The organism is Pseudooceanicola lipolyticus (genome assembly GCF_002786325.1).
Lineage (GTDB): Bacteria > Pseudomonadota > Alphaproteobacteria > Rhodobacterales > Rhodobacteraceae > Pseudooceanicola_C > Pseudooceanicola_C lipolyticus.
In genome coordinates, this window is record NZ_PGTB01000109.1 from 1 (window position 1) to 14151 (window position 14151).

Annotated in this window: 17 protein-coding genes and 1 tRNA gene; 10 read left to right on the top strand and 8 right to left on the bottom strand. The window is 66.7% G+C overall.

Annotated elements, in window-relative coordinates; translation table 11 throughout:
* Positions 1 to 234 precede the first annotated feature (234 nt).
* Entirely contained in the window at positions 235 to 741 is a 507-nt protein-coding gene (locus CVM52_RS18460; RefSeq protein ID WP_100163910.1) for a cupin domain-containing protein, read from the top strand.
* Positions 742 to 781: 40 nt separating this feature from the next.
* Here CVM52_RS18460 and CVM52_RS18465 read toward each other — a convergent pair whose 3' ends face one another.
* Positions 782 to 1759 (bottom strand): AraC family transcriptional regulator, encoded by a 978-nt coding sequence (locus tag CVM52_RS18465; RefSeq protein WP_100163911.1) that lies wholly within the window; start codon positions 1757 to 1759, stop codon positions 782 to 784.
* Positions 1760 to 1859: 100 nt separating this feature from the next.
* On the opposite strand from CVM52_RS18465, the gene CVM52_RS18470 reads away from it, so the two are divergent.
* The gene (locus CVM52_RS18470; RefSeq protein WP_100163912.1) at positions 1860 to 2228 is read left to right on the top strand and encodes a DsrE family protein; all 369 of its coding nucleotides are present in this window, start codon (positions 1860 to 1862) and stop codon (positions 2226 to 2228) included.
* A 77-nt stretch (positions 2229 to 2305) separates the two neighbouring features.
* Here CVM52_RS18470 and CVM52_RS18475 read toward each other — a convergent pair.
* A tRNA-Cys gene (locus CVM52_RS18475) sits at positions 2306 to 2379 on the bottom strand.
* Between the two features lie 142 nt (positions 2380 to 2521).
* Here CVM52_RS18475 and CVM52_RS18480 point away from each other — a divergent pair.
* The 3 genes from CVM52_RS18480 to CVM52_RS18490 all read left to right on the top strand — a co-directional run bounded on the left by CVM52_RS18480 (position 2522) and on the right by CVM52_RS18490 (position 6661).
* Positions 2522 to 3175: a protein-L-isoaspartate O-methyltransferase family protein gene (locus CVM52_RS18480; protein ID WP_100163913.1), complete on the top strand. Its 654-nt coding sequence runs from the start codon at positions 2522 to 2524 to the stop codon at positions 3173 to 3175.
* 89 nt (positions 3176 to 3264) lie between these two features.
* Complete coding sequence (locus CVM52_RS18485) at positions 3265 to 4692, top strand: TolC family outer membrane protein (protein ID WP_205964985.1); 1428 nt, start codon at positions 3265 to 3267, stop codon at positions 4690 to 4692.
* 73 nt (positions 4693 to 4765) lie between these two features.
* The gene (locus CVM52_RS18490) at positions 4766 to 6661 is read left to right on the top strand and encodes a hypothetical protein (protein ID WP_100163915.1); all 1896 of its coding nucleotides are present in this window, start codon (positions 4766 to 4768) and stop codon (positions 6659 to 6661) included.
* Here the strand turns inward: CVM52_RS18490 and CVM52_RS18495 are convergent.
* On the bottom strand, positions 6646 to 8112 hold the full coding sequence (locus tag CVM52_RS18495; protein ID WP_100163916.1) for a cobyric acid synthase: 1467 nt from the start codon (positions 8110 to 8112) through the stop codon (positions 6646 to 6648). The two genes, CVM52_RS18490 and CVM52_RS18495, sit on opposite strands and share 16 nt — an antisense overlap.
* A gap of 76 nt (positions 8113 to 8188) precedes the next feature.
* Complete coding sequence (locus tag CVM52_RS18500; protein WP_100163917.1) at positions 8189 to 8509, bottom strand: DUF6280 family protein; 321 nt, start codon at positions 8507 to 8509, stop codon at positions 8189 to 8191.
* A 219-nt stretch (positions 8510 to 8728) separates the two neighbouring features.
* On the opposite strand from CVM52_RS18500, the gene efp reads away from it, so the two are divergent.
* Positions 8729 to 9292 carry an elongation factor P gene (gene efp, locus CVM52_RS18505; protein ID WP_100163918.1) on the top strand — a complete coding sequence of 188 codons (564 nt, stop codon included), beginning with the start codon at positions 8729 to 8731 and terminating at the stop codon, positions 9290 to 9292.
* A 30-nt stretch (positions 9293 to 9322) separates the two neighbouring features.
* Here efp and CVM52_RS18510 read toward each other — a convergent pair whose 3' ends face one another.
* A complete protein-coding gene (locus tag CVM52_RS18510) occupies positions 9323 to 9907 on the bottom strand; it encodes a hypothetical protein (RefSeq protein ID WP_100163919.1) in 585 nt (194 codons plus the stop codon).
* Between the two features lie 264 nt (positions 9908 to 10171).
* On the opposite strand from CVM52_RS18510, the gene CVM52_RS18515 reads away from it, so the two are divergent.
* Positions 10172 to 10546 (top strand): hypothetical protein, encoded by a 375-nt coding sequence (locus CVM52_RS18515; protein ID WP_133119899.1) that lies wholly within the window; start codon positions 10172 to 10174, stop codon positions 10544 to 10546.
* Positions 10547 to 10591: 45 nt separating this feature from the next.
* Here the strand turns inward: CVM52_RS18515 and ygfZ are convergent, their stop codons facing one another.
* On the bottom strand, positions 10592 to 11326 hold the full coding sequence (gene ygfZ, locus CVM52_RS18520) for a CAF17-like 4Fe-4S cluster assembly/insertion protein YgfZ (protein WP_100163921.1): 735 nt from the start codon (positions 11324 to 11326) through the stop codon (positions 10592 to 10594).
* A 70-nt stretch (positions 11327 to 11396) separates the two neighbouring features.
* On the opposite strand from ygfZ, the gene CVM52_RS18525 reads away from it, so the two are divergent.
* Positions 11397 to 12077 (top strand): TIGR04283 family arsenosugar biosynthesis glycosyltransferase, encoded by a 681-nt coding sequence (locus CVM52_RS18525; protein ID WP_100163922.1) that lies wholly within the window; start codon positions 11397 to 11399, stop codon positions 12075 to 12077.
* Here the strand turns inward: CVM52_RS18525 and CVM52_RS18530 are convergent.
* Positions 12060 to 12491: an NUDIX hydrolase gene (locus tag CVM52_RS18530; protein WP_100163923.1), complete on the bottom strand. Its 432-nt coding sequence runs from the start codon at positions 12489 to 12491 to the stop codon at positions 12060 to 12062. The two genes, CVM52_RS18525 and CVM52_RS18530, sit on opposite strands and share 18 nt — an antisense overlap.
* 9 nt (positions 12492 to 12500) lie before the next feature.
* Positions 12501 to 13310, bottom strand: coding sequence for a protein-disulfide reductase DsbD domain-containing protein (locus CVM52_RS18535; RefSeq protein ID WP_100163924.1), 810 nt, complete (start codon positions 13308 to 13310; stop codon positions 12501 to 12503).
* Here CVM52_RS18535 and CVM52_RS27025 point away from each other — a divergent pair.
* Together CVM52_RS27025 and CVM52_RS18540 are read left to right on the top strand one after the other, a co-directional pair.
* Positions 13303 to 13455 (top strand): hypothetical protein, encoded by a 153-nt coding sequence (locus tag CVM52_RS27025; protein WP_172721039.1) that lies wholly within the window; start codon positions 13303 to 13305, stop codon positions 13453 to 13455. The two genes, CVM52_RS18535 and CVM52_RS27025, sit on opposite strands and share 8 nt — an antisense overlap.
* A 22-nt stretch (positions 13456 to 13477) precedes the next feature.
* Entirely contained in the window at positions 13478 to 14032 is a 555-nt protein-coding gene (locus CVM52_RS18540) for a YqgE/AlgH family protein (protein WP_100163925.1), read from the top strand.
* The last annotated feature ends 119 nt before the right edge of the window (positions 14033 to 14151 follow it).

The window sequence follows — 14151 nt, forward strand, 5'->3', positions numbered from 1 at the left end:
ATCTGAAAACCGCCCGCCGCCACGCGCTGCTGAAGGAACACGGGCTGGAACTGCCGGTGGCGCTGGAGGGGTAGGGCCTCTGCAAGCGCACCGGCGGGGCGTGGTTGCTGGCCTAAGGGCCCTGACCGGTCGCCGCCGCGGCGATTCCCTCTGACAGAAGCGGCGCGGCGTGGTAATCTCGCCGCAGCACTTCGACCCTTCGCAAAACCTCACCGCTTCAGGCAGGAGCGAGCCATGGGAAACGCGCTGTCCGGCAGCCCGCAATACGATTGCGCGGGCGCCTATATCTGCGAGACTGACACTGCCGAGCAACGCTGGATGGGTGAAATCTGCACCCGGTTCCTGGCGACCGCGGACAGCACCGGCGGCCAGTTCTGCGTGGTCGACGAAACCGCCGCGCAGGGCGAAACGGTGCCGCTGCATCGCCACGTCCAGGACGTGGAATCCTTTTACGTGATCGCGGGCAAGATCACCTTTTTCATCGGCGCCGCGCCCGGCGTCACCGCCGGCGCGCATAGTTTCGTGCATGTGCCGGGCGGCACCGTGCATGGGTTCCGGATCGCGTCGGATACCGCCCGCTATCTCATTTTCACCACCGCGCGGCATGGCGAATTTTACCGGGCGATTTCGCAGCCGGCGGCGCCGGGACTGCCGGCACACCCTGAGGTCGATTGGGACCGGGTGATGGCGGCGGCGCGGGAGTTTGGCGTCGAGCTTGTCGGCGAGCTGCCGGCGGCCTGACCCGGCGCATCATAGTCACCGTGCTGCCGGACCGGGCGGCTTACACCGCTTGCCGGTGGGCTGAGCGATAGGCGCCCGGCGGCAGGTGATAGCAGCGGGCAAAGGCCCGGCAGAAGGCCGCTTCCGAGCCATATCCGCTGCGCGCGGCCAGCTCGGCAATGCCGGTATCGGTGCAGGCAAGCTCGACGCTGGCCAGGTACAGCCGCCATTCGCGCAGATATTGCATCGGCGACAGGCCCAGCGCCGTCTTGAACAGCTGCGCCAGGCCACTGCGCGACATCGCGCTCGCCGAAGCCAGCCCGGCCAGCGACCACGCCCGGTGCGGATCGTGGTGCAGCAGTTCCAGGGCCCGCGCGATCCGCCGGTCGCGCAGGGCGGCCAGCAGCCCGCCTGCCTCGGCCGGAGCCGTGGTGATGACATGGCGCACCGTTTCCAGGAACACGATCTCGGTCAGCCGTTCCAGCACCGAGACCGCGCCGGGCCGGGGCCGGTCGACCTCGGCCGCCATCTGCCCGATCACAGCGCGCAGGAAGCCCAGTTCAGGGTCATCGGCGGTGCGGATCAGCACCAGGTTCGGCAGGTGCCGGGCCAGCGGCCGGAACCGCAAAGCGTCGCAGCGGATGAAGCCGCAGAGCAGGCGGACATCCGGCGGCCCGTCGCCATGGCGCAGCACTGGCACCTCGCGCCACGGGCCGGGTGGCAGGCTGCGGGTGGGGGCGACCAGCGCGCCGTCGCAACCGCGGCCCAGCTGGTGGCCGGTACCGAAGGGAAACAGCAGTACGTCGCCCTGCGCCAGTTCATGGGTGGCCGTGTCGACCTTGAGCCAGCAGCTTCCCGAGGTGACAACGTGGAACGGCATCGGGGCGGGGCCGCTGCCGGCCAGTGCCGCCATCGCCGGAGCGTCGTCGGTCTGCCAGTTGCCCGCCGGCATGAAGCAGAATTGCAGCGATCCTGACAGCCGCACCGCCGCCACCAGGCTGGACAGCACATCCCCCGAGCTGGCCGGTTCGGGCTTCATTTGGACGCGGGATCAAGCGGTTTGGACGCTGGCCCAAAGACGCCGAAAGGAGGGTCGCGCATAATCCTGCGCATCCGTTCAACTCCCAAAGGATGAACCCATGTCCAACGTAACTGACCGCCTCGTCGTTGTCATGACGAAAGGCATCGATTCCGAACTCTCCTCCGTCGCCTTCACCATCGCCAATGGCGCGATCACCTCCGGGCTGACGGTGTTCGTGTTCCTCACCAGCGCGGCCATCGACCTGGTGCGCCTCAAGGGCCAGGAGATGACCCACGTCCCGCCGCTCGACCCGCTGGCACAGCTGATTGCCGATTTCCAGGCGCGCGGCGGCACCCTCTGGGCCTGTCCGCCCTGCGTGAAATCGCGCGGCTACGCCCAGGAGGACCTGCTGCCCGGCGTCGTCATCACCGGGGCCAGCGCGATGCATGACGAGATCAAGAAAGGCGCCGCGACCCTGTCGTTCTGAACACCTGGTCCCGGTCGCCTCGCGGGCGGTCGGGGCAATTCAAAAATCCTGGAAAGGCGGGGAAAACCCGGCATTTTTGGAGGCGAGTACCGGAATCGAACCGGTGTACACGGATTTGCAATCCGCTGCGTCACCACTCCGCCAACTCGCCTGGCCATGGTGTAGAAAGCGATCTAGCCGAACTCTAGAGGTGCCGCAAGCCTTCTCGCGGCGGCGGCGATGCGGCTAGGCGTTGCCGGGCCGGGGCGGATATGGCAAAACCCGCGCGACAACAAGAGAATGCGAGCCCCGCCATGACAGATTTCGCTGCCCGCCGCCGGATGATGGTTGATACCCAGGTACGCCCTTCGGACGTCACGAAATTTCCCATTATCGAGGCGATGCTGGCCGTGCCGCGCGAACTGTTCGTGCCCGACTCGTTGCGCGAGGCGGCCTATAGCGGCGGCAATGTCGAGATTGGCCGCGACCGGGTGCTGCTGGAGCCGCGCACCCTGGCCAAGATGCTGGACGGGCTGGACGTGCAGGCCGACGAACTGGTTCTGGATGTCGGCTGCGGCTATGGCTATTCCTCGGCAGTGGTGGCGCGCATGGCGCAGGCGGTTGTGGCGCTGGAAGAAGATGAGTCGATCGCGGCCGAGACTCAGGGGCTGCTTGCCGAGGTCGGCGCCGACAATGCCATCCTGCATACCGGGCCGCTGAGCGAGGGCGCCGCCGAACACGGGCCCTATGACGTCATTCTGGTGCAGGGCGGAGTGGCGGAATTGCCACAAACGCTGGAAGAACAGTTGAAAGACGGGGGCCGGATTGCATGTTTGTTCATGGACGGCGCCCTAGGTGCTGTAAGGATCGGGTATAAGTCGGCCGGCACGGTTTCTTGGCGGTTCGAGTTCAATGCAGGGGCGCCGGTGCTTCCCGGATTTGGAAAGCAGCCAGCTTTCACCTTGTGATAAAAAAAGTGCCGTAAAGGCTGTTTAATGGTGCCGGTCTGGAGGGGGGGCTGAGCCGGCCCATCCGGGAAAGGCATCTGGAGGCAAGGATGAGCAGGTCAAAAACAAGACATTCGGTCCGACAGGCGCTGTTTGGTGCCGGCATGGTCGTCATCGCGGCGATGCTTTACCCCGGCACGGCGCGCGCGGAAAACCTGACCGATGCGATGGTCGGCGCCTACAACACCAGCGGGCTGCTGGAGCAGAACCGCGCCCTGTTGCGCGCCGCCGACGAAGACGTGGCGATTGCCGCCTCGACGCTGCGGCCGGTTGTGGATTTCATCGTCGCGGCGCAGCGCGACTATTCGACCACCGGCAGTTCCTCGGTGGCCGGCGTGACCACCAACACGACATCGGTGACCGCGCAGCTGGGCCTGGACTGGTTGATCTGGGACAATGGCGCGCGCCGCCTGTCGCTGGACGCGGCGCGTGAAACGGTGTTGGCGACCCGGCAGTCGCTGGTGGCGGTCGAACAGAATATCCTGCTGCGCGCGGTGGCCGCCTATTTCAACGTGGTGCTGCAATCGGAAAACGTGGCCCTGCAGCGCAACAACCTGCGCCTGCTGGGCGAGGAACTGCGCGCCGCGCAGGACCGGTTCGATGTGGGCGAGGTGACGCGCACCGATGTCGCGCTTGCCGAATCGCGGGTTGCCGCGACGCGCAGCGCGCTGTCGGCGGCGCTGGGCGGATTGTCCGACGCCAGGGCGGAATATGCCAATGCCGTCGGGCGCCAGCCCGGCCAGCTGGTCGGGCGCACCTCGCTGCCCGCCGGGCCGCGCTCGCTGGCCGATGCCCAGGCGCTGGCGGTACGCTCGCATCCCAGCATTCTCGCGGCCCAGCACCAGGTGGCCGCGGCCGAGCTGACGGTGCAGCAGGTGGCCAAATCGCTGGGCCCCAGCGTGACCGCGGGCGCCGATGTGTCGTCGACCGAAAGCCTCAGCTCCAGCGGTTACAGCAATGACGCGACCCTGTCGCTGACTCTGACCCAGCGGCTCTATCAGGGCGGCGGTCTGAACGCGCAGGTGCGGCGGGCCAAGGCCTCGCGCGATTCGGTGCGGGCGAATCTGCTGACGGTGCAACGGGACGTCGTTCAGGATGTCAGCGACGCCTTCGTGCGCTTGCAAGTGGCCCGCGCCAGCCTTGCCGCCTCGGCCGAGCAGGTGCGCGCCGCGCGTGTCGCCTTTGAGGGCATCCGCGAGGAGGCGACGCTGGGCGCGCGGACGACTCTGGATGTTTTGTCGGCAGAACAGGAACTTCTGGACGCGCAGACCGCGCAGATCTCGGCCCGGGCCGAGGAATCGGTTGCCGCCTATCAGCTGCTTTCCGCTCAAGGATTGCTGACGGCGGAAAAACTGGGACTTGCTGTTCAGATTTACGATCCGACCGTTTATTACAACTTGGCAAAGGACGCCCCGGTGAAAACCAGCAAGCAGGGCAGAGAGCTTGACCGCGTCCTGAAGGCATTGGGGAAGAAGTGATAGTTGGCACAATAATTTGTGACCCACTCAAGGTGGCGCAAGAGACACTGGTGAGGTTAGAGCGGTGAAAAGCATGTCCGATCCGGTTTCGAATTTGGAAATCGAAGACGTCCTGTCGTCGATCCGTCGCTTGGTGACGGAAGAGGCGCGCTCGGCGCCGCGCCGCCAGGACAAGGAGGCGGCGCCCAAGGCTGGCAATGACCGCCTGGTCCTGACCCCGTCGCAGCGGGTGTCGGATGACAGCGATACGCCTGCCGCACCCGATGCACCCGCCACCACCGATGCGCCTGACGCCACCGCCGAAGCCTCGGCGGCCCCCGAGCCGGGCAAGGGCGGCAAAGAGGTGAAACCCTTTGCGCTGACCGCCCGCTACAGCTCGGTCGAATATGCCGACGAAATCGAGTTCCGCCGCTCCGCCAGGCGGGTGCTGCGCCGTCCGCCCCGCGCGGCCGCGGCCCCGGCCGGTGATGCCGCCGGACAAAAACCCGTTGCGGAAACGCCGGCGGCGCCCGCCGGACGCGCGGCCGCGAACGGGAGCGAAGCGCCGGCAAACAAGGGTGGCGAAACCCCGCTCGAATCGGGGTCGAAAAGCGAACCCTGGCGTAATCCCGAAGCCACACTGCACGATGCAGCTGCGACCTCCGGGTTGACGGAGCAGGGATCCGCTGACGAGGATGGCGCAGCGGAAACCGCCGCACCCCAGTCTGAGCGTGTCGCCGACACCGCCGGGGATCAGGCGGCTGCACAGCCCATTCCGGAGGCTACCGAACCGGAGACCGGGGCTGATGACACCGCCGCAGGGCCGGAGGCCGGGGTCACCCCGGATGCAGGCGACCAAGATAACGAAGAGCAAGAAAGCGAACGCACGGCAATGTCTTCCGAGGCGGAAGACCTGCCGGATGATGGGGTGAAGCAGGAGGAGCGGGCTGCCGTGGAGTTCAGAGAGACCGGCAGATTTGAACAAGCCGTTCGCGCCGAGGCCCGGCGCAGCCAGGGGCTGAGCGCAAGCGATACGCTCAGCGCCAAGATTCAGGCGCTTGAGGCGGCGATTGCCCGCAAGCAGGAACAGTGGGAACCGGATGGCGATGTCGGTGACGATTACGCCGGCCTGCCGGTCAACACCATCCCCTGGAAGGACCGGGTTGCCGAAGTGCGCAAAGCCGCGGCCGAGGCCCGCGACACGGGCGCCGGCCCGCGGGACGAGCCTGTGTTGCAACTTGGGAAATCCGCTTCGGCAGATACGCCGCGCGGCGAAGATTCCGGCAAGCTGGTGATCTCGGAAGACGAGGCGCGCCAGGCGGTGGCCGAATCGATCGCGCAGGTGGCCGAACTGGCCAAGGCTCATGCCGAGGCGGCGCTGGCTTCCGAACTGGAAGACATGGCCTCGGAGGACGAAGATCAGACCGGCGACGCCGAAGAGGTGCAAGCCTCTGACGCGGCAGAGGGCGCGGAAGCGGCGGAATTGCCCGGCGCCGAAAGCGCCGCGGAGGTAGGCGAACCCGAAGCGACCGAAGCCGAAGCATCGGCCGAGGTGGTGACGGAAGACACCGTGGCCGAGGTCGAAGAGCCGACGGCCGAGGCGTCCGAACCGCTGGTGCTGGGGCCGGAATTTGCCGAGGTGGAAGACGACACGCCGGAATCGCCGGACGTGGACGACGCGGCCGAAGCGCCGGCGGTCGAAACTCCCGAGGTCGCCGCAACCGACGCTGCCGAGCCCGCGCAGGCAGCGGAAGAGGCGGCAGAACCGGAACCGGTTGTGACCGCCGCCGCAGCAGCCGAGGCAGAAGACGCGCCGGTTGATCTGACGGCCGACGAAACCGTTCTGGACGAGGACTCGCTGCGCGAACTGGTGGCCGATATCGTGCGCCAGGAGTTGCAGGGCGCGCTGGGCGAGCGGATCACCCGCAACGTGCGCAAGCTGGTGCGGCGGGAGATTCACCGCGCGCTGACGGCTCAGAACCTCGAATGAACCGGGGCCGCCAGCGACAGCAGGCGGTCAATTTCCAGATACTGTTCCAGATGCTCGGCGAGGCGGTCCAGAACCGCCTCGACCCCGTCTTCGTACGCCGTTTCTGACCGATGGCCGAGACGGGCGAGAAATTGCGCCCGGAACGCATCCGAGCTGAACAGCCCGTGCATATAACATCCCATCACCCGCCCATCGGCCGAGGCCGCGCCCTCTGGGCGGCCCGCAACCGACAGCCAGGCGCGGGCGCAATCCGGGCCCGCGGTCTTGCCCATGTGGATCTCATAGCCAGAGACCGGCTCGCCCCCCGGCAGGGCAGTGGCCTGGCGCAGATGGACCTGTTTGGTCCCGCCCATCACCGTTTCCACATCCAGCAGGCCCAGCCCCTCGGCCTCGCCGGGCCGGCCGTCGACACCGTCAGGGTCCGAGATGTGCCGCCCCAGCATCTGATAGCCACCGCACAGGCCCAGCACGTGGCCGCCGCGCCGCAGATGCGCTGCCAGATCGATATCCCAGCCCTCGGCGCGGAAGGCGGCAAGATCGCCCAGCGTCGTCTTGCTGCCGGGGATCAACACCAGATCGGCATCGCCGGGCAGGGCGCGGCCGGATTCGACGATTTCCACCGTCACGCCGGGTTCGGCGGCCAGCGGGTCGAGGTCGTCGAAATTCGCCATCCGTGGCAGTTTCGGCACCACCACCTTGCAGGCGCCGCCGGGGCGCGAAGCGATGTCCAGCATATCCTCGGCCGGCAGCCGCCAGGCATCGGCAAACCACGGCACCACACCCAGGCAGGGCCAGCCGGTGCGCTGTGCAATCGCGTCGCGCCCGGCATCGAACAGGCTGAGGTCGCCGCGAAACCGGTTGACGGCAAAGCCCGCCACCTGCGCCGCATCCTCCGGGTCGAGCACCGCCTGGGTGCCGACGATCTGCGCGATCACGCCGCCCCGGTCGATATCACCGACCAGAATCACCGGCACGCCGGCGGCACGGGCAAAGCCCATATTGGCAATGTCGCCGGCGCGCAGGTTGATCTCGGCCGGGCTGCCGGCGCCTTCGATCAGCACAAGATCCACCTGCGCCGCCAGCCGGTGAAAGCTGTCCAGCACCCGTGGCAACAGCCCGGTCTTGTTGCGCTGATAGGCGCGCGCGTCGGCCTGGCCCAGGCGTTTGCCCTGCACCACGATCTGCGCGCCGGTATCCGATTCGGGTTTCAGCAGCACCGGGTTCATGTCCGAATGCGGGGCGATCCCGGCGGCCCGCGCCTGCAACGCCTGGGCGCGCCCGATCTCGCCGCCATCCACGGTGACGGCGGCGTTGTTCGACATGTTCTGCGGCTTGAACGGCGCCACGCGCAGCCCGCGCCGGGCGCAGGCCCGCGCCAGCCCGGCCACCAGCATCGACTTGCCGACATTGCTGCCGGTGCCCTGGATCATGATGGCCCGCGTGGGGGTCATGGCGGTCCCAACGGCGTGTAAAGGCACGAAAAAAGCGCGCCCGTTGGACGCGCCGTTTTCGTCAACCCAAGGTTGTTCAGGCCGCTTCGGCCTGTTGCTGCGCGTTGCGGCGCTCGCTTTCTTCGCGGGACAGAGCCACCGAGGTGCGCACACCACGGCCAACAAACTCCATCAGACCGGACACAACCCGTTCATTGGGGTCGATACCTGCGCAGCTTAGCACCTCGCGCCCGTCACGCGAACGGGCCCAGCGGGCGATCTGCTCAGGGCCATTGCCGTATTTCTTGTCATCGGCGATGGCGTCATCCAGTGCGGCCAATACCACAGCCGCAAATAGTTTACGTGCACGATTGCCTTGCTCATTGTTAAAGGCGGTGCCGTCAACGAAATCTTTCATCTCGTTTCCCTTGTTTTTCTTGCTCTTGAATTTTTCGGCGCGAAGCCCCTTATGACGGATCAGAGTCGATTCGGATACGGCAGAGTTGCAAGTCTGTCATGCGTCTGGCGCATGGCTTTCCGCACCTGCAACACGAGATATCGTTGTCTTGTCAGGATCCCATCCGCGAGATATAGGTCCGCCGAACGACGTATCAACCGTATATGAAGGTAAAATCATATGCCCAAGATCAATGGCAATGAAATCCGCCCGGGCAATGTTCTGGAGCACAACAACAGCCTTTGGTCGGCGGTGAAGGTGGACCATGTAAAGCCCGGCAAGGGCGGTGCCTTTGCCCAGGTCGAGCTGCGCAACCTGCGCAACGGCTCGAAGCTGAACGAACGGTTCCGCAGCGCCGACAAGGTGGAGCGGGTGCGTCTGGAGCAGAAGGACCAGCAGTTCCTCTATGAAAATGACGGCATGCTGGTGTTCATGGATACCGAGACCTACGAACAGGTCGAACTGCCGGCCGAAATCCTCGGCGACCGCCGCCCGTTCCTGCAGGACGGCATGACCATCGTGGTGGAATTCCACCAGGAAGAGGCGCTGAACGCCACCCTGCCGCAGAAGGTGACCTGCCAGGTGGTCGAGACCGAGCCGGTGGTCAAAGGTCAGACCGCGGCAAATTCGTTCAAGCCGGCGATCCTGGACAACGGGGTCAAGGTGATGGTGCCGCCCTTTGTCGGGCCCGATGAGATGATCATCGTGAACACCGAAACCATGGAATATTCCGAACGCGCCTAACCGGGCCTGACCGGGCCGGGCCGAGCCGGCTCAGCTCGACCGCAGCAGCGTCTTGTTCGACCCGAGCGCCGAGGCGATACGGGCGTAATGCTGTTTCTTGCCGCCTTCGTCATCGGGGCTGCGCAGCAGGATGGTTTCGGTCCGGTCCAGAATCGCCGCGGCATCGGCGCTGACCTGGGCCAGCGAGGTCTGCCGGATCGGCGTCAGCGGCCGGGTGGTGGATTGCGCACCGGCGCCGGCGGTGCGGACGTTCTGGCGCGGACGCGCCGCGTCGCGATTGGCATTGACCAGCGAGGACATGTCGCGCGAGGCGGCGTTCAGGATTTCTTTCACCTCGGCATAATCGGTGCCCGAAGGAATGCCATTGGCCATATTGCCCAGGCGTTCGGCCAGACAGTCGACGCGATAGGCCTGGTCGACCGCACCGCAGAACTGTTGGGCTGCGCCCAGCGTATTGACGATCACGTCGGTGAACTTATCCGAACCGAATTCGCCCGCCGGCATCACAAGCGTGATCAGCGCGCCGGCCGGGGTCTGGGCGGGGCTGGCCACGGGCAGTGCGGACAGGGGCAGGGCGGTCAGGGCAAGCGCGGAAAGTCGGACAAGTGGCAGCATAATCACATCTCCTGGCGGCTTCGGGAACATAGAAGCACAGAACCCATTACGGTTCAAAGGGCTTGCGCGACCTGCCGCGGTCGGGCGGCGCGGTCGGCGGAAACCCGTCACCACGCCCTCGGCCACTGTGCGGAACTTGGCCGCTGCAACCCCGGCATAGCGCGACACCGTTGATCCGCGTAGGATTTTCGTATGAGGCTGAAGACGCGAAGTTGGAATCGCGTGCCCTGGCAAGGGCCGGCCCGGGATCAGGGGAGTGAAAAGATGAAAGCATGGTTTGCAAGCGTCGCAACGGGGGCGGTCATGGCGATGGCCCCGGTGATGGCCAGCGCACAGACAGGCCCGGCCCTGGCCGAGGCGCGCGGGCGGATGGCCTGCGGCGCCGGCACGCTGGTGTCGGCCACCTATGTCGGCGGCGGTATGCTGCGGGTGACCTGCCGCGAGCCCAGCTCGGAAAACCAGTCGAACTCGCCTTCTGACTCGGCGCTTACCGGCACCGGGCTGACCGCGCCGGTGGCCGGTGCCATCATTGCCACCGTGCTGCTGGTGGCCATTGCCGGCGGTGGCGACGACGAATCCTCGACCACCACCACGACAACCACCACCACCACGGGTAATGGCGGCGTCGCCAGCCGCTGAGCAAACGCAGGCGCGCGCCCCGGACGGGTGCCGGAGCGCCGCGCCTCAGATCAGGCGCAGCGTCGCCTCGCCCGCCGTCATCTCACCCTGCGCCCGGTCCAGCCGCAGATAGGCGATGGCGCGGTTGCCGGAGCGGGTGAACACGGTGCCGGCGGCCTTGCCGTCGCTCAGGATCTCGTCGCCGGGCGCGGTCGGCCCGTCGATCTCGACCCGGCGCAGCCCCTTGCGCAACTCGGTCTTGTGCTTCATCCGCGCCGTCACCTCCTGCCCGACGTAACAGCCCTTGCGGAAATCGACACCGTTCAGCGCCTCGAACCCGGCCTCCAGCACGAAGGTGTCCGGGGTCAGTTCGATCCCCGATTCCGGGATGCAATGGGCGACGCGGATCGCGTCCCAGTTGCTGCCGTCATCGCTTTCGGGTTCGGTGCGATAGGCGCGCCAGCCCATGTCGGGATGGCGCGGGTCGGGCAGGGCGTCTGCGGGCGCCGGGCCGGTGCCGCGATGCAGGTGCAGACCGGTCTCGGCAATCTCGACCTTGGCGCGCAGCTTGTACATGGTCAGGCGGCGCACCAGGTCGTCGGCCAGCGGCGCGGCCACGTCCAGCAGGATGCTGTCGCCGTCGCGCTTCAGGAAAAAGTCCGCGATATACTTGCCCTGCGGCGTCAACAACGCGGCATAGACCAATCCCCGCTGCAGCCCGCCAATATCATTGGTCACCAGGTTCTGCAGGAAATCATCGGTCTCCGTGCCGGTCAGCCTCAGGATTCGCCGCGTGGCCATGGACATGCTCCTTCCAGTCTTGCGCCCTGTGATATAGGAAGACGCGAGGGGATGAACAGGGAACTCACGTTTGACTGCGACTATCAGTGTCATCGTACCAACCCTAGATGCCGAAAAGACCCTGCCGGGTTGCTTGCAAGCGCTGATCGAAGGGCTGATGGCCGGGCTGATCAAGGAATTGATCGTGACCGACGGCGGATCGCAGGACGCCACCTGCCATATCGCCGACGAGGCGGGCGCGGTGCTGGTCCGGGGGCCGGCCTCGCGCGGGGGGCAGCTGCGCCGGGGCGCGGCCGTGGCGCGCGGCACATGGCTGCTGGTGATCCACGCCGATACCATTCTTGAACCGGGCTGGGCGCAGGTCGTGGCCGATCACCTGGAAACGGCCGAGGGGCCGGCCTATTTCCGGCTGAAATTCCGCGCCCGCGGGCTGATGCCCACCTGGGTCGCGGGCTGGGCCAATCTGCGCTCGCTGCTGTTCGGGCTGCCCTATGGCGATCAGGGGCTGCTGATCTCGGCCGAGGATTACCAGCGCGCCGGCGGCTATCCGGATCAGCCGCTGATGGAAGATGTGGCGCTGGTGCGGGCGCTGGACCGGCCGCTGACCCGGCTGCCGGCGCGGGCGCTGACCGGCGCCGAGCGCTATCTGCGTGCCGGGTGGCTGCGCCGCGGTCTGCGCAATATCTGGACATTGGGCCGTTATCTGACCGGCGCTGACCCGACCGCGCTGGACTCAGCTTATCGGCGCTGACACCCGCCGCGCCAGGGCCAGGATGTCGGCCACCCGCGCGCTCATCGGCAGGGCCGCGCCCTCGACCTCGCCGAAAGTGGCCCAGCGTACCTCGGCCACGTCATCGGCCGCCTGCGCCTGGCCCTCGACATAGCTGCACAGCACGGCGGTCAGCAGGTAATGCACGTCGACCTGCCCGTCAGGGCCGCTGCGCAGCACGTCGACATTGGTCAGGTAACCCTGCGGCTCGGCGATGATGCCGGTTTCTTCCTGCAATTCGCGCACCGCCGCCTGCAGCGCGGTTTCGCCCCATTCCACATGGCCACCGGGAAACCCCCACAGCCCGGCATCGGGCGGGTTGCGGCGCCGCGCCAGCAGCACGTGTTCGCCCTGCAGCACAACGGCGATGGCGCCAAGAACGGGTTTGCGGGTCATGACCCGGGATCAGTCGGCGGAACAGCCCCGGATGTCAACCGCGTGGCTTTGGCCCAGAACGGTGATGCGCAGGGCCGAGCGGTTCAGCGCATAGGCGCCGCCGCCGGGTTTGGAGATGTCGCTGGCCACGGTCAGCACCGCGCCATCGCGCGACACTTCGGCCTCCGACGCCCAGAGCTCGGGATGGCCGGGTTCGATCACCGCATATTCCGCCCCGCCGGCCGGGGGCATGGCGATATGCGCGGTCAGCTTCAGACCGCCCTCTGCCGCCTCGGTCCGGCAGGTGACCGAGGTCACCCCGGCCTCGGGCGCGGAATAGGGCCGGGCCGCCAGCGCCGCGGCGATGGCCGGATTCCGTCCCGCCCCGGCGTCAAGCGCCCGGTCAAAGCGCAGCTCGGCGGGGATGCAAACCTCGCGGCAGACGCCCAGCTGCATCTCGCCACGCAGCCGCACGCGCCGATCGGCCTGTTTCGGCGTGATCTCGATGGGCAGGACCAGCTGCGATTTGTAGCCGATCGAGCGCATCCCGTTCTGATCGAAGACATGCGGCGTGGGCCAGGTGATCGCCGTGGCAGCGACATTCTGCGACCCTGCCCAGGAGAACTGCGGCGGAATGCCGGCCTCGCCCGGGGCGCGCCAATAGGTTTTCCACCCGTCCTGCAGGGTCAACCGCAAGGCCGCCAGATAGGTGCCGCGCGCGGTCTGTCCGCCATCGAGCACGTCGAGGCGCACCACCTCGTCAACCGAGGTCTGCGCCGCCGCGTGGAGCGGGGAAAGCGCCAGGCACAGCACAAGCGGAAGGAACTTGGTCTTGATCATGCGCTTTAAATGTGCCGGTGGCGCGGGATTGCCAAGTCACGTTCAGGTCAACGGAATGAAGGATTTACCGGCTGTTGCCGAGGTGCTTGCGGTTTTCCATGGGCGTCGCCATGTTGAACCTGTGATTTCCGTTCGACAAGTGTGAATGGGTCTGGAAGGATGCAGGTATGAATCTGACCGGAAAACTGCTGATCGCGATGCCTGGCATGGGTGATCCGCGGTTCGAACGCTCGGTGGTCTTCGTTTGCGACCACAATCGGAAGGGCGCGATGGGGCTGATCGTCAACAAGCCCGCACAGGATGTGCGGCTTGCCGACCTGTTCGAGCAGCTCTCGATCCAGGCCGAGACCGCTTCGGGGGACGGGCCGGTGTATTTCGGCGGTCCGGTCGAAGGCTCGCGCGGATTTGTCCTGCACAGCGGCGATTACAGCTCGAAAATCCAGTCCCTGGCGATTGGCGATGAATTCTGCATGACCGCGACACTGGATATCCTGGAAGATATCGCCAGCGGCACCGGGCCCGAGCGGGCGCTGATGATGCTGGGCTATTCCGGCTGGGGGCCCGGACAGCTGGAATCGGAAATCGCCGCCAATGGCTGGCTGACCGCCGAAGCCGAGGCGGCGCTGGTTTATGATCTGGAAGACAGCGAGAAATGGGGCGCGGCGCTGCATTCGCTGGGGGTGGACCCGCTGACCCTGTCCGCCAGCGCCGGGCACGCCTGATCCGCCGATGTCCTGGCGGGGGCATCGGTCTAAGGTTTTGCTATATAATCTTGATTGGTGTGTCCCGCGTCCCGGCGCGCGGGCGCGACGCGCCTCAGCCCCGCGGCGCCGCCGCGCGG

What these genes read in the sequence shown, in the direction of transcription:
- CVM52_RS18465 (WP_100163911.1), bottom strand. Translation starts at nt 1,759, where the DNA reads ATGAAGCCCGAACCGGCCAGCTCGGGGGATGTGCTGTCCAGCCTGGTG.
- CVM52_RS18460 (WP_100163910.1), top strand. Translation starts at nt 235, where the DNA reads ATGGGAAACGCGCTGTCCGGCAGCCCGCAATACGATTGCGCGGGCGCC.
- CVM52_RS18485 (WP_205964985.1), top strand. Translation starts at nt 3,265, where the DNA reads ATGAGCAGGTCAAAAACAAGACATTCGGTCCGACAGGCGCTGTTTGGT.
- CVM52_RS18540 (WP_100163925.1), top strand. Translation starts at nt 13,478, where the DNA reads ATGAATCTGACCGGAAAACTGCTGATCGCGATGCCTGGCATGGGTGAT.
- CVM52_RS18480 (WP_100163913.1), top strand. Translation starts at nt 2,522, where the DNA reads ATGACAGATTTCGCTGCCCGCCGCCGGATGATGGTTGATACCCAGGTA.
- CVM52_RS18490 (WP_100163915.1), top strand. Translation starts at nt 4,766, where the DNA reads ATGTCCGATCCGGTTTCGAATTTGGAAATCGAAGACGTCCTGTCGTCG.
- CVM52_RS18530 (WP_100163923.1), bottom strand. Translation starts at nt 12,491, where the DNA reads ATGACCCGCAAACCCGTTCTTGGCGCCATCGCCGTTGTGCTGCAGGGC.
- efp (WP_100163918.1), top strand. Translation starts at nt 8,729, where the DNA reads ATGCCCAAGATCAATGGCAATGAAATCCGCCCGGGCAATGTTCTGGAG.
- CVM52_RS18510 (WP_100163919.1), bottom strand. Translation starts at nt 9,907, where the DNA reads ATGCTGCCACTTGTCCGACTTTCCGCGCTTGCCCTGACCGCCCTGCCC.
- CVM52_RS18535 (WP_100163924.1), bottom strand. Translation starts at nt 13,310, where the DNA reads ATGATCAAGACCAAGTTCCTTCCGCTTGTGCTGTGCCTGGCGCTTTCC.
- CVM52_RS18470 (WP_100163912.1), top strand. Translation starts at nt 1,860, where the DNA reads ATGTCCAACGTAACTGACCGCCTCGTCGTTGTCATGACGAAAGGCATC.
- CVM52_RS18515 (WP_133119899.1), top strand. Translation starts at nt 10,172, where the DNA reads ATGAAAGCATGGTTTGCAAGCGTCGCAACGGGGGCGGTCATGGCGATG.
- CVM52_RS18500 (WP_100163917.1), bottom strand. Translation starts at nt 8,509, where the DNA reads ATGAAAGATTTCGTTGACGGCACCGCCTTTAACAATGAGCAAGGCAAT.
- CVM52_RS18495 (WP_100163916.1), bottom strand. Translation starts at nt 8,112, where the DNA reads ATGACCCCCACGCGGGCCATCATGATCCAGGGCACCGGCAGCAATGTC.
- ygfZ (WP_100163921.1), bottom strand. Translation starts at nt 11,326, where the DNA reads ATGGCCACGCGGCGAATCCTGAGGCTGACCGGCACGGAGACCGATGAT.